The organism is Filomicrobium sp. (assembly GCF_025698805.1).
Taxonomy (GTDB): Bacteria; Pseudomonadota; Alphaproteobacteria; order Rhizobiales; family Hyphomicrobiaceae; genus Filomicrobium; species Filomicrobium insigne.
Genome location: NZ_JAILWT010000005.1, coordinates 192,751 through 215,568 on the forward strand (window position 1 = coordinate 192,751; position 22,818 = coordinate 215,568).

The 22,818-nt window shown below is 57.0% G+C and carries 23 protein-coding genes and 1 pseudogene; 23 read left to right on the forward strand and 1 reads right to left on the reverse strand.

Annotated elements, in window-relative coordinates:
* The first annotated feature begins 345 nt into the window (after nucleotides 1–345).
* From K5845_RS14420 to typA, 16 genes and pseudogenes are all read left to right on the forward strand, one after another.
* Nucleotides 346–567 (forward strand): helix-turn-helix domain-containing protein, encoded by a 222-nt coding sequence (locus K5845_RS14420; protein ID WP_012112750.1) that lies wholly within the window; start codon nucleotides 346–348, stop codon nucleotides 565–567.
* Nucleotides 568–682: 115 nt separating this feature from the next.
* Nucleotides 683–847, forward strand: a pseudogene (locus K5845_RS14425) (JAB domain-containing protein); the annotation flags it as partial.
* Between the two features lie 169 nt (nucleotides 848–1,016).
* Entirely contained in the window at nucleotides 1,017–1,982 is a 966-nt protein-coding gene (trxB, locus tag K5845_RS14430; protein WP_046476921.1) for a thioredoxin-disulfide reductase, read from the forward strand.
* A 62-nt stretch (nucleotides 1,983–2,044) separates the two neighbouring features.
* Nucleotides 2,045–2,935: a LysR family transcriptional regulator gene (locus K5845_RS14435; protein ID WP_046476919.1), complete on the forward strand. Its 891-nt coding sequence runs from the start codon at nucleotides 2,045–2,047 to the stop codon at nucleotides 2,933–2,935.
* Between the two features lie 409 nt (nucleotides 2,936–3,344).
* Nucleotides 3,345–4,751: a 3-isopropylmalate dehydratase large subunit gene (gene leuC / locus K5845_RS14440; protein WP_046479941.1), complete on the forward strand. Its 1,407-nt coding sequence runs from the start codon at nucleotides 3,345–3,347 to the stop codon at nucleotides 4,749–4,751.
* Between the two features lie 153 nt (nucleotides 4,752–4,904).
* Entirely contained in the window at nucleotides 4,905–5,702 is a 798-nt protein-coding gene (locus tag K5845_RS14445) for a class I SAM-dependent methyltransferase (protein WP_046476917.1), read from the forward strand.
* 177 nt (nucleotides 5,703–5,879) lie between these two features.
* Nucleotides 5,880–6,398 carry a hypothetical protein gene (locus K5845_RS14450; protein ID WP_287959330.1) on the forward strand — a complete coding sequence of 173 codons (519 nt, stop codon included), beginning with the start codon at nucleotides 5,880–5,882 and terminating at the stop codon, nucleotides 6,396–6,398.
* A gap of 95 nt (nucleotides 6,399–6,493) precedes the next feature.
* Entirely contained in the window at nucleotides 6,494–6,919 is a 426-nt protein-coding gene (locus K5845_RS14455; protein WP_046476914.1) for a hypothetical protein, read from the forward strand.
* 35 nt (nucleotides 6,920–6,954) lie between these two features.
* Nucleotides 6,955–7,560 (forward strand): 3-isopropylmalate dehydratase small subunit, encoded by a 606-nt coding sequence (gene leuD / locus K5845_RS14460; RefSeq protein WP_046476912.1) that lies wholly within the window; start codon nucleotides 6,955–6,957, stop codon nucleotides 7,558–7,560.
* A gap of 96 nt (nucleotides 7,561–7,656) precedes the next feature.
* Nucleotides 7,657–8,892, forward strand: a complete 1,236-nt coding sequence (gene rlmN / locus K5845_RS14465) for a dual-specificity RNA methyltransferase RlmN (RefSeq protein ID WP_046476910.1) — start codon at nucleotides 7,657–7,659, stop codon at nucleotides 8,890–8,892.
* 7 nt (nucleotides 8,893–8,899) lie between these two features.
* On the forward strand, nucleotides 8,900–9,316 hold the full coding sequence (locus tag K5845_RS14470; RefSeq protein ID WP_090230516.1) for a hypothetical protein: 417 nt from the start codon (nucleotides 8,900–8,902) through the stop codon (nucleotides 9,314–9,316).
* Nucleotides 9,317–9,460: 144 nt separating this feature from the next.
* Nucleotides 9,461–10,009: a hypothetical protein gene (locus tag K5845_RS14475; RefSeq protein ID WP_287959331.1), complete on the forward strand. Its 549-nt coding sequence runs from the start codon at nucleotides 9,461–9,463 to the stop codon at nucleotides 10,007–10,009.
* Between the two features lie 201 nt (nucleotides 10,010–10,210).
* Complete coding sequence (locus K5845_RS14480; RefSeq protein WP_287959332.1) at nucleotides 10,211–10,873, forward strand: hypothetical protein; 663 nt, start codon at nucleotides 10,211–10,213, stop codon at nucleotides 10,871–10,873.
* Nucleotides 10,874–11,049: 176 nt separating this feature from the next.
* Complete coding sequence (locus tag K5845_RS14485; RefSeq protein WP_046476904.1) at nucleotides 11,050–12,312, forward strand: argininosuccinate synthase; 1,263 nt, start codon at nucleotides 11,050–11,052, stop codon at nucleotides 12,310–12,312.
* Between the two features lie 72 nt (nucleotides 12,313–12,384).
* Nucleotides 12,385–13,188, forward strand: a complete 804-nt coding sequence (locus K5845_RS14490) for a hypothetical protein (protein ID WP_046476903.1) — start codon at nucleotides 12,385–12,387, stop codon at nucleotides 13,186–13,188.
* Nucleotides 13,189–13,510: 322 nt separating this feature from the next.
* Nucleotides 13,511–15,352, forward strand: coding sequence for a translational GTPase TypA (gene typA / locus K5845_RS14495; protein ID WP_046479938.1), 1,842 nt, complete (start codon nucleotides 13,511–13,513; stop codon nucleotides 15,350–15,352).
* 39 nt (nucleotides 15,353–15,391) lie between these two features.
* On the opposite strand, the gene K5845_RS14500 is transcribed toward typA, so the two are convergent.
* Nucleotides 15,392–16,846, reverse strand: coding sequence for a methyl-accepting chemotaxis protein (locus tag K5845_RS14500; protein WP_287959333.1), 1,455 nt, complete (start codon nucleotides 16,844–16,846; stop codon nucleotides 15,392–15,394).
* A gap of 264 nt (nucleotides 16,847–17,110) precedes the next feature.
* On the opposite strand from K5845_RS14500, the gene K5845_RS14505 reads away from it, so the two are divergent.
* From K5845_RS14505 to K5845_RS14535, 7 genes are all read left to right on the forward strand, one after another.
* Nucleotides 17,111–18,421, forward strand: coding sequence for an ATP-dependent DNA helicase (locus K5845_RS14505; RefSeq protein WP_287959334.1), 1,311 nt, complete (start codon nucleotides 17,111–17,113; stop codon nucleotides 18,419–18,421).
* 321 nt (nucleotides 18,422–18,742) lie between these two features.
* Nucleotides 18,743–19,198: a phasin family protein gene (locus tag K5845_RS14510; protein ID WP_052743681.1), complete on the forward strand. Its 456-nt coding sequence runs from the start codon at nucleotides 18,743–18,745 to the stop codon at nucleotides 19,196–19,198.
* A gap of 130 nt (nucleotides 19,199–19,328) precedes the next feature.
* The gene (locus K5845_RS14515; protein ID WP_046476897.1) at nucleotides 19,329–19,838 is read left to right on the forward strand and encodes a GNAT family N-acetyltransferase; all 510 of its coding nucleotides are present in this window, start codon (nucleotides 19,329–19,331) and stop codon (nucleotides 19,836–19,838) included.
* 156 nt (nucleotides 19,839–19,994) lie between these two features.
* The gene (gene ppa, locus K5845_RS14520; RefSeq protein ID WP_046476895.1) at nucleotides 19,995–20,525 is read left to right on the forward strand and encodes an inorganic diphosphatase; all 531 of its coding nucleotides are present in this window, start codon (nucleotides 19,995–19,997) and stop codon (nucleotides 20,523–20,525) included.
* Between the two features lie 155 nt (nucleotides 20,526–20,680).
* Nucleotides 20,681–21,487: a 4-hydroxy-tetrahydrodipicolinate reductase gene (gene dapB / locus K5845_RS14525; protein WP_287959335.1), complete on the forward strand. Its 807-nt coding sequence runs from the start codon at nucleotides 20,681–20,683 to the stop codon at nucleotides 21,485–21,487.
* A gap of 40 nt (nucleotides 21,488–21,527) precedes the next feature.
* Nucleotides 21,528–22,148 (forward strand): 2,3-bisphosphoglycerate-dependent phosphoglycerate mutase, encoded by a 621-nt coding sequence (locus K5845_RS14530; protein WP_046476890.1) that lies wholly within the window; start codon nucleotides 21,528–21,530, stop codon nucleotides 22,146–22,148.
* A 39-nt stretch (nucleotides 22,149–22,187) separates the two neighbouring features.
* Nucleotides 22,188–22,778: a DUF4337 domain-containing protein gene (locus K5845_RS14535; RefSeq protein WP_287959336.1), complete on the forward strand. Its 591-nt coding sequence runs from the start codon at nucleotides 22,188–22,190 to the stop codon at nucleotides 22,776–22,778.
* The last annotated feature ends 40 nt before the right edge of the window (nucleotides 22,779–22,818 follow it).

Consider the following 22,818-nt stretch of genomic DNA (forward strand, 5'->3'; position numbering starts at 1 on the left):
CATTGGAAATGACTGCCTCGGATTCGGACATCCCAGGACAGTGGCCCGGTGAGACGTAGTAGAATGTCGTGAGGATGGACTTTGATCTCTACTTGGCGGGGGAGTGAGATGTCGCGCCATCGAAATGAATTTTCAAAGCATCCGATTTCTATCCGACAATATCCGAACCTACTACTACGACCTTTCAATTCTTCCCTTCTCTGAAAGGGCGTCCATCCATAGGCGGGCGACAGCATGAGCGCCCGTTCGGCAGCATGTCGAAACCTGCTCAACGCGATCTGTGCCGAATCGTCGTCGGCATGTGGCCCGGCATTAGTCGCCAGTGACGAGATGCAGGAGAGATCAATGGATGAGAGGAAATATCTGACTGCCGAAGAAGTCTCGGAACGCTATCGCGGCGAAATTTCGGTGGGGACTCTGCGAAACTGGCGTTCAATGAGGGTTGGGCCGACTTTCATCAAGATCGGTAAGGCAGTCCTCTATCCAATTGACGATTTGGAGGCCTGGGATCAAAAGAACATGGTGACATGTCGTGCGTCAAAGCGACTCAACACGGATGGCACGTGACGAGGCGTGACCATCACGATGCATCACACAAGACCGCCCCCAATTACAGCCTCTAGACCTCCGCCAGATGCATAATTTTCTTAGCAATTTCAATCGTTTGCGGATTTTCGATAGCATCGTCCACAATCACCCGTCGGGAGACCCCACGCCGTCGCGCGCGGATATTGACATGACGCGGCTGATACAACAGGCGGCGCGTCCCTTGGGGGTTAGTGTTCACGATCATATTATCGTTGGGCGGGAGGGGCATACGAGCCTGCGCGGGCTAAAGCTGATTTAGTCTGGCTTGTTCTGCCGTGCACTGACTGCTCCACAACCGGGCCTCTGACGTAGATCACTGGCTATCGCATGACGGAACGTTTCGCCTTATATGAGGAAGCGTTTTTGAGGGGTCGAGATATGCCCGGCGAATTCGGAATTTCGGGTTCGTCCAATGGAAAGGAACACCAATGGCAGCAACACGGCACGTAAAGGTCTTGATTTTGGGTTCTGGGCCGGCCGGCTATACCGCAGCCATTTACGCCTCGCGCGCGATGCTGAAGCCGCTCGTTCTCCAGGGCATTCAACCCGGCGGACAATTGACCATTACGACGGATGTCGAGAACTATCCGGGTTTTGCTGAGCCGATCCAGGGGCCATGGCTGATGGAGCAGTTGCAGGCCCAGGCAGAGAACGTCGGAACTGAAATTGTGATGGATCATGTGAATTCCGTAGATCTCAGCAAGCGGCCGTTCCGGCTCGTCTGTGAATCGGAAGATATCTACACATGTGACGTGTTGATTATTGCCACTGGTGCTCAGGCGCGCTGGCTCGGTATTCCTTCCGAAGAGAAATTCAAAGGCTACGGCGTTTCGGCATGCGCCACCTGCGATGGCTTTTTCTATCGTGACAAAGAGGTGGTCGTGATTGGTGGTGGCAACACGGCTGTCGAAGAGGCGATATTCCTGACTAATTTCGCAAAGCGGGTGACGGTAGTGCATCGCCGCGACTCCTTCCGCGCCGAAAAGATTTTGCAGGATCGATTGTTCAAAAATCCAAAGGTCGAGGTCGTATGGGACAGCGCGCTGGAGGAGATAATCGGAACGGAAGAGCCGAAATCGGTGACCGGTGTCCGTCTCAAGAACGTTAAGACGGGTGCGATCGTGGAGCGACCTGCGGATGGTGTGTTCGTTGCCATCGGGCATGCGCCTGCGACGGAGATGTTCAAAGGACAGCTCGAGATGAAGGGCTCAGGTTATTTGATCACGAAGCCAGATTCGACGGCGACCTCGATCCCCGGCGTTTTCGCTGCTGGCGATGTTACGGATGATATCTTCCGGCAGGCCGTGACCGCTGCTGGGATGGGGTGCATGGCCGCTCTTGAGGCTGAGCGCTACCTCGCAGGTCTCGAGGTGGCTGCTGAGGCTGCGGAATAGGCGTTGGTCGAAACGAAGCAGCAGCCCGTTTTGCGTCTGCTCTTACTTGGACAGGCTTGAGCATGGACTGGGATAAGCTGCGCATTTTCCACGCTGCCGCCGAAGCGGGAAGCTTTACTCACGCCAGCGAGGCGCTGCAAATGAGCCAGTCGGCGGTAAGCCGGCAGGTCTCATCGCTGGAAAAGGACCTCGGCATCCCGCTGTTTCACCGGCACGCACGCGGGCTGGTGCTTACGGAACAGGGGGAGCTGCTCTACACGACCGTTGCGGAAGTGATGAACAAGCTGCAAACGGCGGAGGCGCAGCTTTCCGAGACGACGACAAAGCCGGCTGGCGAGTTGCGGATCACCGCGCCTGTTGGGTTTGGAACCGTATGGGTTACCCAGAGGATAAGGGAATTCCTTGAGCTTTATCCGGAGATAAATATCGAGCTCATTTTGAATGATGAGCAGATGGATATTGCGATGCGCGAGGCCGATGTGGGCTTGTTTGTGCAGGAGCCTGGGCATGTTGAGCTCATCCGGCGCCCGCTTTTTTCAATGACGGTGCGGGCCTACGCCTCAGTGCAGTACATACGGAAATTTGGGGCGCCGCAAAACCTCGCCGGACTGGGAAAGCACCGGATCGTTTCTTACAGCGGTCCACCTGCTCAGCACCTCAGCGCGATTGCCTGGATTGAAACCGTGGGGTTGACGGGTAAAGAGGTTCGCCATCCGCACTTCCGGGTCAATAGCATTATGGCTATGAAGTACGCCATTCGCACCGGCGTCGGGATCGGTATGCTGCCTGACTATCTCGTGGAAGGTGAAACGGATCTCGTGCCAATTCTGACGGAGATAGATCCGCCAAAGTTGCCGGTCTATTTCGTTTATGCGGAAGAGATGAAGGGTTCGAAGCGCGTTCAGGTTTTTCGCGATTTTCTGGTCGGGAAGGCGCGTCAGTGGCGGCATTGACACCGCTTCTTCCATGGGCCGCTTCGAAAAGGATTGATCAAGTTTAAAATTTTGGAGATTTTACTGGACTTGAGCTCGCGTACATGGCCTTGATCCGCCTGCGCGCGAGTCATCGCGTCACTTTAGCCAACCGGCGTCGCGTGCGGTTTCTTGCCACCACCTCATTCGATACTGGAAGGCTACGACGTTTGCCTCAATGCGCCGGGTCGAGGTTTATTCGATCCGGCATTTTTCTTGCCCTGAGGCGTGTCGGCTGGAATAGCCTATTTGATGCGACGTTCGCAGCGTTTGCGCGCGGCGTTGCCAATCGCTATCTAGTGTGCTGCAAAGAACAAAGTGCCCCGCAAAGATTGGCGATCCTTCGGTGGCGCGACATTTCATATCCGAAAAGAAAGAACGGCAAACCGTTATGGCAAAGACGCTGTACGACAAGATTTTCGATGACCACATTGTAGACCGGCAAGAAGATGGCACGTGCCTGCTCTATATCGATCGTCATCTCGTGCACGAAGTAACGAGCCCGCAGGCGTTTGAAGGCCTGCGTATGAGCGGCCGTAAGGTCCGCGCTCCGGAGAAGACGCTTGCCGTCGTTGATCATAACGTGCCGACTTCTGAGCGTACGAACGGGATCGATGATCCTGAGAGCCGGCTGCAGGTTGAAACTCTAGCGAAGAACGCGGCTGACTTCGGCGTCGAGTACTACAATGAACTCGATATGCGTCAGGGCATTGTTCACGTTGTCGGACCGGAGCAGGGTTTTACGCTTCCTGGTACAACTATTGTTTGCGGTGACAGCCACACGTCCACCCACGGTGCTTTCGGAGCGTTGGCCCACGGCATCGGCACGAGCGAGGTGGAGCATGTTCTGGCGACGCAAACGCTGATCCAGAAGAAGGCCAAGAACATGCGGGTGCTGGTCGACGGCAAGCTGCCCGAGGGTGTGACGGCCAAGGACATCATCCTGGCGATCATCGGTGAGATCGGAACGGCCGGCGGTACGGGCCACGTCATTGAGTATGCCGGTGAGGCGATCCGTGCGCTTTCGATGGAAGGCCGGATGACTGTCTGCAACATGTCAATCGAGGGCGGTGCGCGCGCTGGCATGATCGCGCCGGATCAGGCAACCTTTGATTTTATCAAGGGCCGTCCCAAGGCACCAAAGGGTGCCGCCTGGGATATGGCTATGAAATATTGGGAAACGCTCACGACGGACGAGGGCGCGCATTTCGATACCGAAGTGAAGCTCGATGCCGCGTCGCTTCCGCCGATCATCACCTGGGGTACGTCTCCCGAGGATGTCGTGTCGGTATCCGGCGTCGTTCCTGATCCCAACGCCGTCGCGGATCCCAATAAGAAGGGTTCCATGGAGCGGGCCTTGTCTTACATGGGGCTGACGTCTGGTACGAAGATGACGGATATTCCGCTCGACGTCGTGTGGATCGGATCATGCACCAATGGACGTATCGAGGATCTGCGCGCTGTTGCGAAGATCGTCGAGGGGCGCAAGGTTTCGGAACGTCTGGACTATGCGATGATTGTTCCGGGATCAGGTCTTGTGAAGGCGCAGGCCGAAGCAGAAGGCTTGGATAAGATCTTTGTCGATGCTGGATTCCAGTGGCGCGAACCGGGTTGCTCGATGTGCCTGGGTATGAATCCGGATCAACTTAAGCCAGAACAGCGGTGTGCTTCGACGTCAAACCGTAACTTCGAAGGCCGCCAGGGCTATAAGGGCCGTACGCATCTTGTTTCGCCGGTTATGGCGGCCGCGGCGGCGCTCGAAGGCCATTTCGTCGATATCCGGTCTTGGGCACATTAATCCTGAGAGGACCGGAGATGGATTGATCGGCAAGGCCGCGCGGAATTCGATACGCGCGGCCTTGTTGTTTTTCGGGCTGCTATTTACGCGCGCTGCCCTTAGTTGGCCCCTCTCGTAGAGGAAAAGGCCTCATCCAAATGCGGAGGTTCGCCAATGTCTCAAACGCTTGTTCAGCAGCAGTTCGGACCGAGCGCAAAGCATTATGCAGAGTGTGAAGTGCATCGCTCGGGAGCCAGTCTCAACCGTGTTGTTGAACTCGTCGGTCCGCACCGTAATTGGCGAGTGTTGGACGTGGCGACGGGTGCCGGGCATACGGCAGCGATTTTCGCACCTCACGTCGCTGAGGTTGTCGCCAGCGATATTACGGACGAGATGCTTGGGCAGACGGAAGCGTTGGCGCGAGAGAAGGGCCTCGGCAATTTACGGACGGCGAAAGCCGAAGCCGGAGAGCTGCCGTTTGATGCGGCGTCGTTCGACCTCGTAACATGCCGGTTGGCCGCGCATCATTTTCCCGACATTGCTCAATTCGTCGCCGCGGCACGCCGTGTGCTCAAGCCGGGCGGCCGCATTGCCGTGGTCGACAACGTTACGCCAGATGCGGAACGGCTTGCAGGTCTGACCGACGACCAAATCAGAGAAGCTGGTGTCGCCTACAATGCGTTTGAGAAACTGCGCGATCCCAGCCATGCCAGAGCGCTCTCCGTTGATGAGTGGGTTGGGATCTTGGACAAGGCTGGTTTTACCGTGTTGGCGCGGGAACAGATTGGCAAGGAGATGGGTTTCCAGCCGTGGGTAGACCGCATGCGCTGTGGGCCTCAGACGGTCGCAGAGTTAGAGCAATTGCTATGTGCGACGTCGCCGCTCTCGACGTTTCTGATGCCGCGTGAGATCGATGGGGATCTGCACTTTACGCTACAGGAATTCATCGTCGTGGCTGAGCTTAGCGATTAAGGGGCTTTATGTTGTTAGAAAATCGCAACGACTGACGCCTTATCAATCTAAACGGTATTTCTTGCCCCGCGTGGTTCGGAATCCGTGGGTCTTTGAAGTCCAGGGGTTGAAGACCGTGCTATTTCGGGCAAGGGTTGGATGTGCAGTCATCTCGCAACTGTCGGAGCGGGGATTTTAATGGGGCTTGGAAAAACGGCTGGTTGGATCGCGGTTGCCACTGCCACGTGCCTTTTTGCGGCGGCTGGCGCTAAGGCAGATGGCCCGCCGACACCGGAAGAGTACGTTTCGCACGTTGGCGGAACTGCCAGGATTCTGTCCCCGGGTGAGTTCAAGCTTGACGGCCAGACGCAGTGGTGCGGCCGCCGGCCCGTCGTGGTCGATCCGCAGTTGGATGACTACGGTGCGGCCTATCCGGGCTTTCTCATCATGAACCCGCGGTTGCTCGACAAGGTTTCCATCTCGGTGAAGCAGTGGATCTTTGCACACGAGTGCGGGCATCAGTTTCGCGGCCCAGATGAAGAGACCGCTGATTGTTTTGCGGTCCAACGCGGACGCCGCCAAGGTTGGTTGACCCCTGCCGGTTTGGATGAGGTTTGTACGTTCATTGCGCCGGCGAAGGGCGACATGATGCATTTGTCCGGCTCGCATCGCTGCGAGTACATGCGCAAATGCTACGCCGACCCTAAGGTCCATTAACGTTCATCTCGGCCTCGGGTCAGGAATCTTAGCGTCTGGTTTGTCCCCGCCCCCGCCCACAATTTTAGGATTTGTGGGAAGCGGCGAGGTGATGGGTGACGGCTTACGCAAACAAAATCCTGAATTTGGCGCTGGTTTTGCACCAATGGTTGGGCGATCTCGCCGGGCTAGAACCGGAACGTCGCGCCCGTGTCGCTGATTATGCCGAGGCAATTGCCGAGACCTTGAACCGCGCAGGAGATGCCTTGGCTCGTTTTGAGCGTCGGCGCGGCGATCGATCTGCTCGGCGTCAGGTCATTCGGGAATTCGGGCGGATGCGCGGATATGTCGAGACAATCGTCGACGTTCTGCAGCATCGGCTTGACGGACGTAAGCTGGCTGGCGTTAAAAGGCGTTTGGAAACCATCTGCGCCAGTGAATTGCGGGATTCTGAGGCTTTCGCGGTCAATTCCTTCCGAATCGACCGACTGGCTGATGCTGAAGGCTATTTCCGCGCTTTAGCCGATGGACTACGCGCCTAACGCGATGCATGGCCGTAGGCCAGAACGAGGATTGAATGGATAAGTTCACGACTTTGACCGGTATTGCTGCTCCCTTGCCGCTGCGCAATATCGATACCGACATGATCATTCCCAAGCAGTTTCTTAAGACGATCAAGCGCACCGGGCTTGGTAAGTCGCTGTTTTATGAAATGCGCTATGGGCAAGGTGGCTCGGAAAATCCGGATTTCGTTCTCAACAAGCCTGCATACCGGAGTGCGCAGATCCTCGTTACGGGCGACAACTTCGGTTGCGGTTCGTCGCGCGAGCATGCCCCGTGGGCACTGTTGGACTTCGGTATCCGGTGCGTTATCGCTCCAGATTTCGCGGACATTTTTTATAACAACTGCTTCCAGAACGGGATCTTGCCGATCAAGCTGCCGCAGTCTGAGATCGACAAGCTCATGGACGATGCGTCGCGTGGAGCCAATGCGACGATTACCGTCGATTTGGAAGCCCAGGAAATTCGCGGACCGGATGGCGGTGTGATCCGCTTTGAAATCGACCCGTTCCGCAAGCATTGTCTACTCAACGGTCTCGATAATATTGGGCTCACGCTCGAAAAGGCGGATAAGATCGATTCCTTCGAGTCGCAGATGTCGCAGTCGCGTCCTTGGGCGTGACGCGCAATTAACATTGCCGTTGGCCCGTGCATTTGCCGTTTGCACCTTCGTGGCTACATATGGGGCCATACGCGTAACGCTGCAGGTGATTGATCTATGGTGCTCGTCGTCGACGCGCTTGACCCCAAGGACAAGGCGTCCGTAACCAGACCGGAACCGTTGCCTAGCCTCGCCGGGGCTGGGCGCGGTGAGCTGTGTGCGGCGCTGACGTCGGTTGGGGTGCCGGACAAGCAACTTCGGATGCGGGTCAATCAGCTCTGGAGTTGGATGTACGTACGCGGTGTTCCTTCGTTCGACGCTATGACGGATGTTTCGAAGGATCTGCGCGCGCGGCTGGCTGAACGCTACTCTCTCGACCGTCCGGAGATTGTTAGCGAACAGGTCTCGCAGGACGGCACACGCAAATGGCTTCTCCGTTTGCGGCGCAGTGGTACGGAAGTGGCGGCTCCAGAAATCGAAACCGTTTACATCCCAGAGTCCGATCGCGGTACGTTGTGTATTTCTAGCCAGGTAGGCTGCACGTTGACGTGTACCTTCTGTCATACAGGTACGCAGCGCTTGGTGCGCAATCTGAGCGCGGATGAGATTGTCGCTCAAATTCTAGTGGCGCGCGATAGGATCGGGGATTGGCCGGATGCCGTTGCTCCGGACGATGGGCGGTTGCTACCCTCCACAGAGCGCAAGATCACAAATATCGTGCTTATGGGCATGGGGGAGCCGCTCTACAATTTCGATAACGTCAAAGCGGCTATGGCCATTGCGTCTGATGGTGAAGGACTTTCCGTTTCGAAGCGCCGCATTACGCTCTCGACTTCTGGGGTCGTGCCGGAGATCGCGCGTTGGGGCGGCGAAGCGCAGACAATGCTGGCGATTTCTCTGCACGCAGTGCGCGACGACCTGAGGAACGAACTGGTTCCGATCAACAAAAAATACCCCATCAGCGAATTGCTCGATGCGTGCCGAAGCTATCCTGGTCTGTCCAACGCCCGGCGCATCACGTTCGAATATGTCATGCTGAAGGGCGTGAACGACAGCCTCGCCGATGCCAAAGCCCTGGTGCAGCTGCTCAAGGGCATTCCGGCGAAGATTAATCTTATTCCGTTTAATCCATGGCCCGGGTCACAATATGAATGCTCGGATTGGGAGCAGATCGAGCGGTTTGCCGAGGTCGTCAACAAGGCGGGATACGCCAGTCCTGTGCGGACGCCGCGCGGACGGGACATTTTCGCAGCTTGTGGTCAGCTGAAATCTGAAAGTCTCAAGATCAGGGCTTCCGCGCGGGGGGGCTCTGTAGCCCAATCCGGCACGGCCGGCTCCGGACAGGGAGCTTAACGGGGACGTGGGGCGCGCACTTGGGCGATTGCTGGTTGTACCCTTGTCGTTTCTCATCGCAGCGATGGTGACGATGGCCGTGCTGTTTACGCTAGGGTTAGAGCGCGTGACGCACGTGATGCACCGTTACGGCGATGTCGAGAACCCTGATGTCCTCTTTGGCCTGATGGAAGACGGCATCCTACTGGTCGCGGGAGCCACGATCATTCCGGCGCTTGCCGTTGTCGTGATCGGTGAGGTGGCCCGCATCAGGTCGGTGATTTACTACGTGGTCGGGGGCGGAATCGCGCTGGTCTCCATCCCGTTGTTCTCCGGATTTGCGTCAGGCTTTGGCGCGGCTGACGTCACCTTATGGCAGGTGTTCGCGACCGCAGGTTTTGCCGGGGGATTTGTTTATTGGCTGCTGGCCGGTCGATGGACCTGAAGCCATCTGCTCAATTTTGCGTCCTGCGCCTTTTGGCGTAGGGTCTTCCGCTACGGGTCCAAGAGTTATTTTGCCAGGCAGATTATGATCGCGTCGTTCTTGCGCATTCTATTGGGGTTTGTATTCGCCTGTCTGGCGGCAGCGATGACGAAGGTCGCTTTCGTTATAACGCCGGCCGACATTTTGGCTTTGGGTCCTGACGCCCAATTGGAGCGGCTCGCGCGTGCTGGTGCGTTAATCCTCGCAGTTGCCACTCAATCGGCGATATTTGCGCTCCCCTTCGCGGCGATTGCAATCGGTGTCGCCCATTGGCTCCGTATCCGTGGGTGGCCGTACTATGGTTTTGCTGGTCTGCTTATTTCTCTTTTGGGTTTTGCCGCTTTGTATGCGTCCGAGCCGTCAGGCATCCCGACGATTGCCAATGCGTATGCTGTTGCCGCCTACCTCTTTGCCGGAGTGATCGGTGGTTATGTTTATTGGGTGATTGCCGGCCGTGTTGCGGGACGGCGATCTCCTCCTCCTAAGCCCGATTTTGTGGCGCGCCGAGGCGAAGCTAGGGACGGAAACGGTGAGGGACGGGACGCGACCGGCGAGTCCGCACCTCAGGACGAGCGTTTGGCGCAGGTCAAACTGAATGCTCGGGTCAATGGTACCGGGTCTACGCCTAGGAGCGGCAGGCAGCTACAAGCCTAAAGCGTGTACGCCGGGAGATCGGCCTCATTTGAACTCTTGCTGCATTAAAATTCAGCTTCCGCGTCAAGTTCGCCTTGTTGCACTGCAAAAATTGAAGTACTTTTGGTGCGGCACTATTTCGCGATCGGCAAAAATACTCGCCAGGGCGAAGGCAGCCAGATTTATCCGTCGCCTTATTCCGCAGAGGAAAGTTTGATCGCCATGTTTGATGCACAGGCTCAAACCCGCATTAACAAGTGTTGCAGCGATGCGGCCTTTGGCTATCTGACAGCGACGGGGGCTGCTTATGCCGCTTTTGCGGAACAGGCAGCTGGCTATTGGACGGAAATGCTGAAGGCGGCTGTGCCTGCCCCGGCTCCGGAAAAGCCGAAGTCGTGGTATGTGCCGCCGCCTGAGGTTTCAGCATCGACAAGCCGGGCGTCGACACCCGCTGGGCCATGGGCTTGCATGATGCCTTGGATGGGGGCCAGTCAGATGTCGGCAATGCCCGGTGCCGCGAATGACAGTCTTTTGGGGTTTCCGACATGGATGTGGGGGCCCTTCGCTCCATGGGTGGCAATGTCTGATCCGCGCACGGCCATGGCTTGGCCGATGGCCTGCGGAATGATGGCTATAGGTGTTCCACAAACTGTGGCTTGGCCGACGGCGCAGGCCAATGTCGCGGCTATGGATGCGCTGAATACCGCGGCCAAGTCCGTTGAGTCGGCGGTGGTGAGCTACCGCTCGAGCGGTGGTCATGCCGTGGCTCGTATCGTCAACTCGGCTCCTGTTGCTGCGCCATTTGCTTTGCTGTTCTTGATAGCTCCGCTCTCTGCTGAGGGCTTAACGATGCTCTCCGACCTGGGGCGCGTGGGCTTCTGGTAAGGCATAGCGGCCGACGGGTCGGTACGAATCTCTCTTTGACGCAGCCAAATATCTTGGTGTCCCGCTTGTCGGCGTTCGCGCGATGCCTATAGTGCGGCGCGCGATGCGTCATGCGTCGCATGCTTTCATACACGCAGCACTGATGGACGGTGCGCGGTTCAGCGACGGGAAGACACATGGCCTCGGGCAATTCAAACGGCAGCGACAAGGCACAGGCAGGCAAGATCAAAAAGGTCGTGCTCGCTTATTCCGGTGGCCTTGACACCTCAATCATCCTCAAGTGGCTGCAGGAAACGTATGGCGCCGAGGTTGTTACCTTCACTGCTGATCTGGGACAGGGTGAAGAGCTGGAGCCCGCTCGCCGCAAGGCTGAACTGCTGGGCATTAAGCCTGAGAACATCTTCATTGAGGATCTGCGCGAGGAATTCGTCGCGGATTATGTTTTCCCGATGCTGCGGGCCAACGCACTCTACGAGGGTATTTACCTGCTTGGAACGTCGATCGCGCGGCCGCTCATCTCCAAGAAGCAGATCGAAATTGCCCGGGCGACTGGGGCTGATGCTGTCTGTCACGGCGCAACCGGGAAGGGCAACGATCAGGTTCGGTTCGAACTTGGCTATTACGCGCTGGAGCCATCTATCCGCATTGTCGCGCCATGGCGGGAGTGGGATTTCAATTCCCGCGAAGACCTGATTGCGTTTGCGGAGAAGCATCAGATCCCCGTGGCGAAGGACAAGCGCGGAGAAGCTCCGTTCTCTGTCGACGCGAACCTTTTGCACTCGTCATCGGAAGGCAAGGTACTCGAAGACCCCAACGTCGAGCCACCAGACTATGTCTACCAGCGGACAATCGCGCCGGAGGATGCACCCGATAAACCGACCGTCATCACGATCGGATTTGCCAAGGGCGATGCCGTTTCCATCAACGGTGAGAAGCTTTCGCCGGCAACGATTTTGGCGCGGTTGAACGATCTCGGCCGCGATAACGGCATTGGGCGCGTCGATCTGGTCGAGAACCGGTTTGTGGGCATGAAATCGCGCGGTGTTTATGAAACGCCGGGTGGAACGATCCTGCTCGCGGCGCATCGGGCAATTGAAAGCCTGACGCTGGATCGCGGCGCAGCGCACTTAAAAGACGAGTTGATGCCGCGTTACGCTGAACTCATTTACAACGGCTTCTGGTTTTCACCCGAGCGGGAGATGCTGCAGGCTCTGATCGACAAGAGCCAAGAGCATGTCGAGGGTGAAGTGAGGCTGAAACTCTACAAGGGCAACGTGATCGTCATTGGACGCAGCAGTCCGCAATCGCTTTATTCGGAAACGCTGGTTACGTTCGAGGACGATAAAGGCGCTTATGATCAGAAGGATGCGGAAGGGTTCATCCGTCTGCAGGCGCTGAGATTGAGGACGCTGGGTTTGCGCAATCGTGGTGGGGCGTAAGACGCCTGTCCGGGGCTAGGCACAAGGCGTCGTCGCTCGAAGGAGTGTGATGCCCGTGCCGCGAGCCGCCCGATGACCCGGACCAGTCTCAATAAGAAGCTGTGGCTGGTTTACGTTTCGATACTCCTAGTGATCGGAGTGTCCTTTCTCGCGACGTTTGCCGATCTCGTTCCGGGGCTTCCTCCAGCATTTCTCGCCGCAGCCGGTAAGATCTACAAGCTCGTGAGTGATATGGCGCTTCTGATCGCCACGTTGGCTGCTGCCTATCTGGCCAACGTCTTTCAGAAGCGCGCCAGCTTCGTCACCGCACTGGAAGACGAATGGCGCAGCATTGTTCGGACGAAGTCGGCGTTGTTCACCTTCTGCGAAAAGCAGAACCCTTCGGCGGATGATTACATCGAGGCTTACTGCCGGGTGTCAGAAGTCATCGATACGATGCGGGTCGTTTATAAGAACGCCGGCGAGACGGATGATCTGATCGGGCTTTATCCTTACGCACCGCTCCACGATATGCGCCGTGCGCTACAATCGGTCGATCCACGCAAGCGTTCCAATATTACTGCAGAAGAGCGCAAACTCGCTGGCGATGCGATCATGCAGTCCTTTTTTGCGCTCCGCGAAAATTTCCTCGAAGAGCTGGATCTGGAAGAGCCGCGCCATCCTTTGCTAATCGCTGCCGGACGCCGCTTAAAACGGCCCGGCGCACGAAGTTATGCTCGCAAACGGCAAAATCGGCAAAGGCGACAACAGGACCGAGATGCGTCTCAGCGGCCGGATATCGATGCCTTCTTGTGGGGGCTTTACGCAGACGAGAACGGTGGTGCGGACAGCCAGGAGAGGTCCCGTGAAAGCGTTCCTCCGACCGTCGCCCGATGACACCATCAATCGTGACGCGGGCGCTGGAGCTGGACAGGGTTCGAAGTTGTCTTAGTTGATCTGGCGCGTTCTCATTGCCATATAAGCGTCTCTCGTCGCCGCGTAACGAAACCTAGAGCCCCCTTTGCTGAAGCGGAGCAAAGGCGTGGTTAAGACCAACCGTGGCGGCAAATTGCTGCGATTGAGCTTTGGATCGCTCCGGGAGGTTGTGCGGCAAGCCGCTGGCGGTTCAGCCTGCAATATGCTACGTCCCGGCGACAAAATGGTGCGCTGCAAAATTGGGCGGCACCGTATCAATACATTATCCGATGTCGGAGTTTTCATGGAATTGCGAAACATTGCCATCATCGCTCACGTCGATCATGGCAAAACAACCCTCGTGGACGAACTGCTGAAACAGTCAGGTGTGTTCCGAGAAAATCAGCAGGTCGCCGAGCGGGCGATGGATTCTAACGATATTGAGCGCGAGCGCGGCATCACTATTCTTGCCAAGTGCACATCGGTGGTTTGGAAGGACACGCGGATCAACATTATCGATACGCCCGGCCACGCTGATTTCGGTGGTGAGGTTGAGCGTATTCTCAACATGGTTGATGGTGCCATCGTTCTTGTCGACGCTTCAGAAGGTCCTTTGCCTCAAACGAAATTCGTCGTGTCGAAAGCCCTGAAGCAAGGGCTGCGGCCGATCGTTGCGATCAACAAGATCGACCGGCCGGACGAGCGTCATCAGGACGTTCTGAACGACATCTTTGATCTGTTCGCTAATTGTGACGCGAATGACGAACAGCTCGATTTTCCGGTTCTCTACGGTTCGGGCCGTAACGGCTGGATGGCTGAAGATCCGGCTGGGCCGCAGGAAAGTCTCGCGCCTTTGTTCGACTTGGTTTTGCGTCATGTGCCGCCCCCGAAGGTTGACACTGGTCCGACGCGGATGCTTGCCACAACGCTTACGGCTGATCCGTTTCTTGGCCGTATTCTGACGGGGCGCATTACGTCCGGGAGTATCAAGCCTAACCAGGCTCTCAAAGCGTTGCATCACGACGGCTCGTTGGTCGAGAATTTCCGGGTGTCGAAAGTGTTAGCCTTCCGCGGCCTTGAGATGACGTCGGTCGATCTGGCCGAGGCTGGTGATATCGTCGCGATTGCTGGGATGAGTGAAGCGACGGTTGCGGACACGCTTTGTGATCCAGAGGTTTCGGAGCCGCTAGCCGCTCAGCCAATCGATCCACCGACTCTCTCGATGCTGTTTCGCATCAACGACGGGCCATTCGCTGGTCAAGAAGGCGATAAGGTTCAGAGCCGCGTCATTCGCGATCGGTTGTTGAAGGAGGCAGAACGCAACATCGCCATTCGGATCACCGAAACGGCTGAGAAGGACTCTTTCGATGTTGCGGGGCGCGGAGAATTACAGCTCGCTATTCTGATCGAGAATATGCGGCGTGAGGGGTTTGAGCTTACGGTGTCGCGGCCGCGTGTTGTCTACAAGAGAGATGAGACAACGGGGCAGCGGCTTGAGCCCATCGAAGAGGTGATTATTGACGTCGATGAGGAACACTCCGGCGTCGTTGTTCAGAAGCTTTCCGAGCGTAAGGGCGAGTTGATTGAGATGCGCCCTTCCGGCGGCGGACGCACACGCATGGTACTTTATGTGCCTACGCGTGGTCTTCTTGGCTATCAGTCCGAGTTGCTTACGGATACGCGCGGTACGGCGGTGATGAACCGAATCTTCCACGAATACGCACCTTATAAGGGTGAGATCTCCGGGCGTCGTACAGGGGTTCTGATCTCAAATGGCAATGGCGAGGCTACGGCCTATTCGCTGTTCAACCTGCAGGATCGCGGGCCATCGATGATCGGACCGCAGACGCGCGTGTACGAAGGGATGATCGTCGGGGAACACACCCGCGACAATGACCTTATCGTCAATGTCATTCAGGGTAAGAAGCTGACCAACGTCCGAGCTTCCGGCAAGGACGATGCGCTGATCCTGACACCGCCGATGCGTTTGTCGCTTGAAAAGGCAATGAGCTACATCATGGACGATGAGCTTGTTGAGGTGACGCCGGAAAACATCAGGTTGCGCAAGCGCTGGCTTGACCCCAACGAACGCAAGAAGCAAGAGCGCAAGAAGGAAGCCGAGGCTGCTGACGCCAACGTCGCTTAAGCGACGTTGGCGCGTCCAACGCAACGGCCTCGGCTGGACCTAATTTGCGGTGGTGTCTAACGCATAGGCCAGGCGCAACCCGCCCCAGTGCTTTCCATTGACGTAGATTGGCGACGACAGATCGACCATGGCGGCGAAGTGACCACCACCCATGTCGCGCTGATAGGTCTGAACAAGGCAAGGCTTCTGGTTGCGTCCTGCACCCAAACCTACGCGATCGTTGAAGAAGCGGCGGTTGCGGCTTCGTGCAGCGTTTTCGACGGGATCATCGCCCTGCGGCCGCGAGAACTTTGAATTGTGTGTCGGCAGGTAGCCGTTCTCGTCGATCGCGGCACAGAAGACGCAACGCGGATCGAAACTCAAGGCGCGATCGAAGATTGGCTGCAAGGTGTGGTCGAAGAAATCCAGATAGCGGGTGCGAAACTGCTCCGGGTTGGTGCCGGCGATGGCTTGGTAGCTGCGATCGAAGACCGTGCTGTGATCGAGGGTGCCAGAGGTGACAGCCTGGCTGAGGATTTCCGAGATTTGTGCCGCAACTCGCTGCGTTTCGGTGGCGAAGCGTGAGTCCGCGGTGTCGATACCGCAATCGATGGTGGTCTCAACCAAGGCTTCGGTCGAGATCTGTAGATCCGTCATTCGCTGCTTCGTGCGTACAAGGTTCTGTCCGGTCTTCTCGAAAACAGTGGCCAGCCCATCAATGGTTCCAGCTAAAGCAGCTCCGCGTGTGTCGATGGCGGTTGCCGCTTTCAAGATTCCGGAAGTTTCGTCGACAACTTGTTTCACGCTGGCTTCGACGCCATCGAGTGTGCTGCCAATCACGGACGACGCCGATCTTGTGGTCTCCGCGAGCTTTGAGCTGTTCTCTCCCTGACGCAGCAGTTGCTGGGACTTGCCTTCCAGGTCCGCAACGGTGCCCGCGATGGCTTTTGTGGCGCTCGCTGTCTGGCCTGCGAGCGTTTTCACTTCATTGGCCACTACAGCGAAGCCGCGACCAGCTTCCCCGGCCCGTGCGGCTTCGATCGTTGCATTCAGTGCGAGCATGTTGGTTTGACGCGCGATGACTTCGATGCCTTGGGCGGCTCGCGCCACTTCGGTGAGGGCTTCGCGTAGCGAGGCGATCAAGGTCTGCCCCTCTGACACGGTCGTCGCTAGCGCTTCCATGCTGGAGATGGAAGCGCGGACCTGTTGGACAGACTGCGCTATGTTCTCTCTGGCTTGGTCAGCTACGGCCAGGCATTCCTGCGCGCTGGCCGCGATCAGAGAGTTCTCGCCCTGCAACTCCTTCATTTCACAACGCACTTCGTTCAGCAGCACATCCTGCTCGGTCATGTGCTTTGAGAGTTCCTCGATGTTGCATGATACGTGTGCGAGTCGATGAGCTGTCGTCGTGGCGTCCTGAGCAAAGCGATTCAGGAGCGCGTCAGTATCCTTGACATCCGATGTTGTTGATGAGGATGGAACGAGTTGGGATGTATCTGATTGCAATTGCAGCATGGCTAATATCGCTTCCAAATTAAAATATAAATGCCCGTGCGGGGGTATTCTCTGTTACCTAGCTTGCATGAAGCTAAGCACTCATCTGTTGACAGTCCGGGGGGTGATTTTGACAATTGCCCGTGCACGTCCTAAGCGGAAGAAAGCTCTCGGTGGCGCCTATTTGGCGCTGCTTGCGCCGTTGATTTGCGGGATGTTTGTGTGCGTTGTCCACTCGCCGCGCGAGATCGCTGTTGTGAAGCCAATACCCTTGAAGCAGGCCCTATGACCAACGCCGTCGCCGTCTGGCCGGCCGGGTTGACTCCGACCGAAGAACACCAAGCGGCGCTTGACTACGCGCGGCATGGCGAGGGGCATCTGTTTGTTACGGGGCGCGCCGGTACAGGGAAATCGACCCTTCTTCAAAGCCTAAGGGACATGGTCGAGGGGGAAATGGTCGTGCTGGCGCCAACGGGGCTTGCCGCCGTGAACGTGGGTGGGCAGACGATCCATTCGTTTTTCGGTTTGCCGCCACGTCTGATCCGCACAGAAGACATTCGCAGGAGCCGTAATGGCCGCGTGATGCGACGCCTAAAGCTCGTCATCATCGACGAAGTTTCCATGGTCCGTTCCGATCTTATGGCAGCGATGGACCAATCTCTGCGCATCAATCGTGGTCGTCCGCGTGAACCCTTTGGCGGGTGCCGCCTTCTTATGTTTGGTGATTTACATCAGCTGCCCCCGGTCGTTCAGGAGGCAGAGGTTGCTGAGTATCTCGAGTCGAATTTCGGCGGTCCGTTCTTTTTCTCGGTGCCATCGCTACGGGAGGGTGCGGGTACAGCGCTTATTGAGCTCGCGCAGGTGTTCCGGCAGCGGGATGAAGCGCTTATTCGCGTGCTCAACCGCGTGCGCGACGGTGAGGCGGATGAGGATGATCTTGATGAGCTCAACGAGCGCGTTATGCCGATCCGGACGCTGAGCGAGGGTGATCCTTATGTGATCCTTACGCCGACTAATGCCGCGGCTCAGCGCATCAACATGGCCTATCTCGATGCGCTCCCCTCCCAGTCTCGTTGCTACGATGCGAATATTACGGGCGAGTTTAATCAGAACGCGCATCCGACCGACACTCAGCTTATTTTGAAGGTTGGCGCCAAGGTCATCTTGTTGCGCAACGATGCCGATCGTCGCTGGGTGAATGGTACCGTGGCGCGTATTTCGCGCTTGGAAGAACGCCAGGTGTGGGTCGAGATCGAGGGCAAGGAATACGAGATCGAGCCCGTGGCGTGGGAAGCGCGTCGGTATGCCTACGATCAGACGCAGGACAAGACTGTCGAAACGGTTTCGGGCACCTTCACCCAATTTCCCGTCCGTTTGGCCTGGGCACTGACGATCCATAAATCGCAGGGTCTCACGCTAGATCGCGTTTATATCGATCTCGGACGGGGAACCTTTGCCCACGGTCAAGCATACGTCGCATTGTCACGCTGTCGGACATTGGAAGGGCTCGCGTTAGCGCGTCCGCTCCGGCCAGGGGATATTCTCTTTGACCGTTCTGCTATGGGTTATCGCGATCTTTTCGATAACCTTGCCTGATCGCGGTTTTAACTTTTTGAATTACCTGTAGGATTTGTGAGCATATGCACAATCTCTATAGGACTTGCAAATGGTCGTAGATGCACCAAAATGCTTAGGAGCGGCTTAAACGCTTATGTCTGAGCATGGTGCAGCGCAAAATGTCGCGGCGCCTTTAGTTGCGGGAGTTTCTGTTGCACCGCACAAAAAATCGCACTATATTGCTTTTCGTCGGATACAGAGAACCGACGAAAGTTTTCGCTGAAACGAGCTCTTATCAGTGCCGTTCAGGCCAGTTCTTACGTGCCGCCGCCCCAAAGCCACCTTCCCCAGGAGATTGTCATGACTGAGCAATTTACACGTCAAGCCCAAGACATGTTTGCCGCCGCCAAAGACGCCCGCATCCCTGAAAATGTTCAGGCCTTCGCTGAAGAAAGCGTCGCAAAGAGCCGCGAGGCCTATGCCAAGTTCAACGCGACCGCTCAAGATGGCGCGAAGGCTATGGAAGAAGTGATGTTGGCTGCGCAGGCTGGCGCCAAAGCTATTGGCGATAAGCTTGTGAACAATACTGCTGTTAACACCGAAGCTGTGTTTGACGCAGCGGAAGCCATCGCCCGCGCGAAGACCCTTCCGGAAGCGGCTCGCCTGCAAGCCAATTTCTTTCAGCAGCAATTTGCTGTTGCTGGTGCTCAGACAAAGGAATTGTTCGAGCTTTCGACGAAGGTCACGCGTCAGACTTTTGAGACGATGAATACGGCGGCCTCGAAGACGTTCGACCAGATCAAGAAGTCGGCTTAAGCCCCTCCGTTCGAGGTCGAAGTCAACGGTCAGAGGCGGTGTGCTCCTTCGGGGTACGCCGCCTTCGCTTTTTCATGGCAGCCAGATTATTTTCTCACGCAAGCGCGTTCACTCTGCTAGTCTTCTCAGTATGCTGGGGTCGAGTGCGACAGTAAGAATTAGGTATGCCGAGCCTAAGGATGCCGGGGCTCTGGAGAATGTCTATCAGCGTTCCTGGCGGCATGCTTACGCGGGCATTATTCCCTACGATAAACTCGACCGAGTCATTTCCCGACGGGGCAGTGGTTGGTGGCGCAGGACACTTAGATCAGGTGATCGTGTGCTGTTGCTCGAAGTGATGGAGCAGGTCGCCGGCTACGCTACGTTCGGCCCTTCGCGCCATGGTGGAGGCGAAGAGGGCGAGATCTATGAGCTTTATCTCGCTCCGCTTTATCAGGGCCTCGGTTTTGGAGAGATCCTGTTTGAGGCTTGCCGATGGCGGATGGACCGGCGCGGCCTTAAAGGGTTGATCATCTGGGTTTTGGCCGAGAACGATGTCGCGCGAGGGTTCTATGACCGTCGCGGTGGCCGGCCCGTTTATCAACGGCTCGACCGTAGTTCCGGATATCCGCTCGAGAAGATCGCGTATCTTTGGGAATAGGTGCGTCGCGCCCAGACTGTTCCAGTTGTTCGAGCCCATGGGAATTCTGTACGAGTGTCCATATGTCGCGTGCGGCTCGGATGCTGTGGCGGTTTAGTTCGTCGTCGGATACACGTCCGCCAAGCACTATTTTCATACGACAAGGAGAGAGAACCGATGCGTATTGAGGCGATCGCCATTGGCAAGAGCCCGCCGCATGACATCAACGTCGTGATCGAGGTGCCGCTCGGCGGTGAGCCGATCAAATACGAGATGGACAAGGCTGCGGGAACCCTCGTTGTCGACCGGTTCTTGTATACGCCGATGCTCTATCCTGGGAATTATGGCTTTGTCCCCCATACGCTATCCGCCGATGGCGATCCTATCGACGTGCTGGTGTGCAATACGCGGGCGATTTTCCCTGGTGCAGTGATGAACTGTCGCCCAATCGGCGTGCTCGTCATGGAAGATGACGGCGGTGGGGATGAGAAGATCATCGCGGTTCCAAGCGCTAAGCTCACGCGCCGCTATGATCGTATTAAGTCGTATACGGACCTCCCTGAGATCACGATGCGCCAGATCGAGCACTTCTTTGCCCATTACAAGGATCTAGAGCCTGGAAAATGGGTGAAAATCAAACACATGGGTGATGTCGACGAGGCTAAGCAACTCATCCTTGAGGCTATTGATCGTGCCGCCAAGGCGTAAGTATTAACGGCATCGCGATGAGTAGACTTGCGGTGCCGCGTACGTTCAATGCAATCTGTATCGCGGTGATGGCTTCCCCCTAAGACTTTCGCTGGTCTCCGGGGGCTGCTATAGCCATGGCCTCCTCCTGAACAGCAACGGACTTAGCTAGGTTCATGAACGACCTCAGAATCGCGATAATGGGTGCTGAGGGGCGTATGGGCCAACAGCTCGTGCGCGCCGTTGCCGCGTCGGAAGGTTGTGTGGTGGCCGGGGCGACGGAACGCCCTGGATCTGTCGCGGTGGGCAAGGATATCGGCGTGCTGGCTGGCCTCGGACCGATGGGTGTCAATGTTAGTGACAACGCCGAGGCGGTCATTGCAGCGTCAGATGCTATTTTGGATTTTACGGCTCCGGCGGCGACGTTGAAGTTTGCCGATATGGCCGCACGTGGCGGCATTGTCCATGTGATTGGCACAACGGGTTTCAGTCAGGATGACGAGGCCAAGATCCGCGCGGCCGCCGAGCGTGCGCGGATTATCAAGGCCGGCAACATGAGCCTGGGTGTCAATCTGCTTACTGCGGTTACGCGACGAGTTTCGGCGGCTCTCGACATGGATTTCGATATCGAGATCGTCGAGATGCATCATCGCCATAAAGTTGATGCTCCGTCTGGCACGGCGCTTATGCTCGCGCATGCGGCTGCTGATGGCCGTGGCGTTTCCCTCGAAGATACTGCAGTTCGGGTTCGCGATGGTCACACTGGGCCGCGCGCCAAGGGCGCAATCGGCATGCAGTCGTTACGCGGAGGGAGCGTCGTCGGCGATCATACAGTGATCCTCGCTGGTGAGGGAGAACGGATTGAGCTCACTCACCGAGCCGAAGACCGTTCTATTTTTGCCCGCGGTGCCGTAAAAGCGGCGCTTTGGGGTCGTGATAAGGCCCCAGGTCTTTATTCAATGATCGACGTGCTGGGCCTTTAAGGTTGAGTTAGATCGTCGGCTGGGAGGTAAACTTCTCAAGATGGACAACGTCCTCGTGCTCGTCCGACACGGCCAAAGTGAGTGGAATCGCCGTAATCTGTTCACCGGGTGGTGTGACCCGGACTTGACCGAGCAGGGTGTTGCGGAGGCCGTACGCGCGGGGCGACTGCTCAAGGCGCAAGGGTTCCACTTTGATCTAGGGTTTACCAGCGCGCTCTTGCGCGCCAACCGCACGCTATCGCTCATCCTCGATGAGTTGGGACAGCAGGACCTCGAAACCATACGGGATCAGGCCCTTAACGAGCGCAATTACGGTGAACTTTCTGGCCTAAATAAAGATGAAGCGCGCGTGAAGTGGGGCGACGAGAAAGTACTTCTTTGGCGCCGCAGCTACGACATTCCACCGCCAGGCGGCGAGAGCTTGAAGGATACGGCGGCGCGTGTGCTGCCCTTTTACAAGACCCGTATCTGGCCCGCTGTGAAATCCGGCAAGAACGTTATTGTTACGGCTCATGGCAACTCAATCCGCGCGCTTATCATGTACCTTGAGGAATTGTCGGCGCAGCAGATCCTTGAACGTGAAGTCGCTACGGGTGTTCCAGCAGTCTACAGGCTGACGATGCACGGGCATGTCGAAGATCGCAGGGATCTCGTCGCCTAAGGGTACGCACTTTAAAATGCGGGGCGTTGGGGGGATGTGATGGACGAAGTGGTTGGCGCCGTCGATGACGCGCGGCCGAGCCACCGTGATCGGTGGATCGGTGTTTATATCGGTGTGCTCGCCGTTGTCTTGGCCATCGCGGCTATGGGGGGAGACAATGCGGCGAAGACGGCCACGATCAAAAATATAGAAGCGTCCAACACCTGGGCCTTCTTTCAGGCCAAGAATCTTCGTCGACAGATCGTGCGCACACAGATCGAGAACCTTGAGCTGACGCTTCTTGCGTCGCCCGGTCTGGATGATGCGAGCAAAGCTCAATTGATGGCGCGCATGGCGGAACACAAAGCCAGCGACTCCAAGCTGACGACCGATCCGACAAGTGGCGAGGGGCTCGATGAGCTGTTCGTCAAAGGAAAGGCGCTGGAGCAGGAGCGGGACCGCGCTATGGCCCAAGATCCTTACTTTGACTACGGTCAAGCGCTTTTGCAGATCGCGATTGTGCTCGCCTCCATTGCTATTATTTCCGGAGGCAATGCTCTGCTCGGGTTGAGTGGCGTATTAGGGTTTGCCGGCGCCCTGCTGACAATCAACGGATTTACGCTGGCCGTCAGTATTCCCGGCCTAAGCTGAGCTGCCGCTTGCCGGTGTCTACAGGGCGTGTCTCCAGATT

What these genes read in the sequence shown, in the direction of transcription:
- K5845_RS14480 (WP_287959332.1), top strand. Translation starts at nt 10,211, where the DNA reads ATGTTTGATGCACAGGCTCAAACCCGCATTAACAAGTGTTGCAGCGAT.
- typA (WP_046479938.1), top strand. Translation starts at nt 13,511, where the DNA reads ATGGAATTGCGAAACATTGCCATCATCGCTCACGTCGATCATGGCAAA.
- K5845_RS14530 (WP_046476890.1), top strand. Translation starts at nt 21,528, where the DNA reads ATGGACAACGTCCTCGTGCTCGTCCGACACGGCCAAAGTGAGTGGAAT.
- K5845_RS14420 (WP_012112750.1), top strand. Translation starts at nt 346, where the DNA reads ATGGATGAGAGGAAATATCTGACTGCCGAAGAAGTCTCGGAACGCTAT.
- ppa (WP_046476895.1), top strand. Translation starts at nt 19,995, where the DNA reads ATGCGTATTGAGGCGATCGCCATTGGCAAGAGCCCGCCGCATGACATC.
- K5845_RS14450 (WP_287959330.1), top strand. Translation starts at nt 5,880, where the DNA reads ATGGGGCTTGGAAAAACGGCTGGTTGGATCGCGGTTGCCACTGCCACG.
- K5845_RS14475 (WP_287959331.1), top strand. Translation starts at nt 9,461, where the DNA reads ATGACGAAGGTCGCTTTCGTTATAACGCCGGCCGACATTTTGGCTTTG.
- K5845_RS14535 (WP_287959336.1), top strand. Translation starts at nt 22,188, where the DNA reads ATGGACGAAGTGGTTGGCGCCGTCGATGACGCGCGGCCGAGCCACCGT.
- K5845_RS14515 (WP_046476897.1), top strand. Translation starts at nt 19,329, where the DNA reads ATGCTGGGGTCGAGTGCGACAGTAAGAATTAGGTATGCCGAGCCTAAG.
- K5845_RS14505 (WP_287959334.1), top strand. Translation starts at nt 17,111, where the DNA reads ATGACCAACGCCGTCGCCGTCTGGCCGGCCGGGTTGACTCCGACCGAA.
- leuC (WP_046479941.1), top strand. Translation starts at nt 3,345, where the DNA reads ATGGCAAAGACGCTGTACGACAAGATTTTCGATGACCACATTGTAGAC.
- K5845_RS14435 (WP_046476919.1), top strand. Translation starts at nt 2,045, where the DNA reads ATGGACTGGGATAAGCTGCGCATTTTCCACGCTGCCGCCGAAGCGGGA.
- K5845_RS14510 (WP_052743681.1), top strand. Translation starts at nt 18,743, where the DNA reads ATGACTGAGCAATTTACACGTCAAGCCCAAGACATGTTTGCCGCCGCC.
- K5845_RS14490 (WP_046476903.1), top strand. Translation starts at nt 12,385, where the DNA reads ATGACCCGGACCAGTCTCAATAAGAAGCTGTGGCTGGTTTACGTTTCG.
- dapB (WP_287959335.1), top strand. Translation starts at nt 20,681, where the DNA reads ATGAACGACCTCAGAATCGCGATAATGGGTGCTGAGGGGCGTATGGGC.
- trxB (WP_046476921.1), top strand. Translation starts at nt 1,017, where the DNA reads ATGGCAGCAACACGGCACGTAAAGGTCTTGATTTTGGGTTCTGGGCCG.
- rlmN (WP_046476910.1), top strand. Translation starts at nt 7,657, where the DNA reads ATGGTGCTCGTCGTCGACGCGCTTGACCCCAAGGACAAGGCGTCCGTA.
- leuD (WP_046476912.1), top strand. Translation starts at nt 6,955, where the DNA reads ATGGATAAGTTCACGACTTTGACCGGTATTGCTGCTCCCTTGCCGCTG.
- K5845_RS14445 (WP_046476917.1), top strand. Translation starts at nt 4,905, where the DNA reads ATGTCTCAAACGCTTGTTCAGCAGCAGTTCGGACCGAGCGCAAAGCAT.
- K5845_RS14500 (WP_287959333.1), bottom strand. Translation starts at nt 16,846, where the DNA reads ATGCTGCAATTGCAATCAGATACATCCCAACTCGTTCCATCCTCATCA.
- K5845_RS14485 (WP_046476904.1), top strand. Translation starts at nt 11,050, where the DNA reads ATGGCCTCGGGCAATTCAAACGGCAGCGACAAGGCACAGGCAGGCAAG.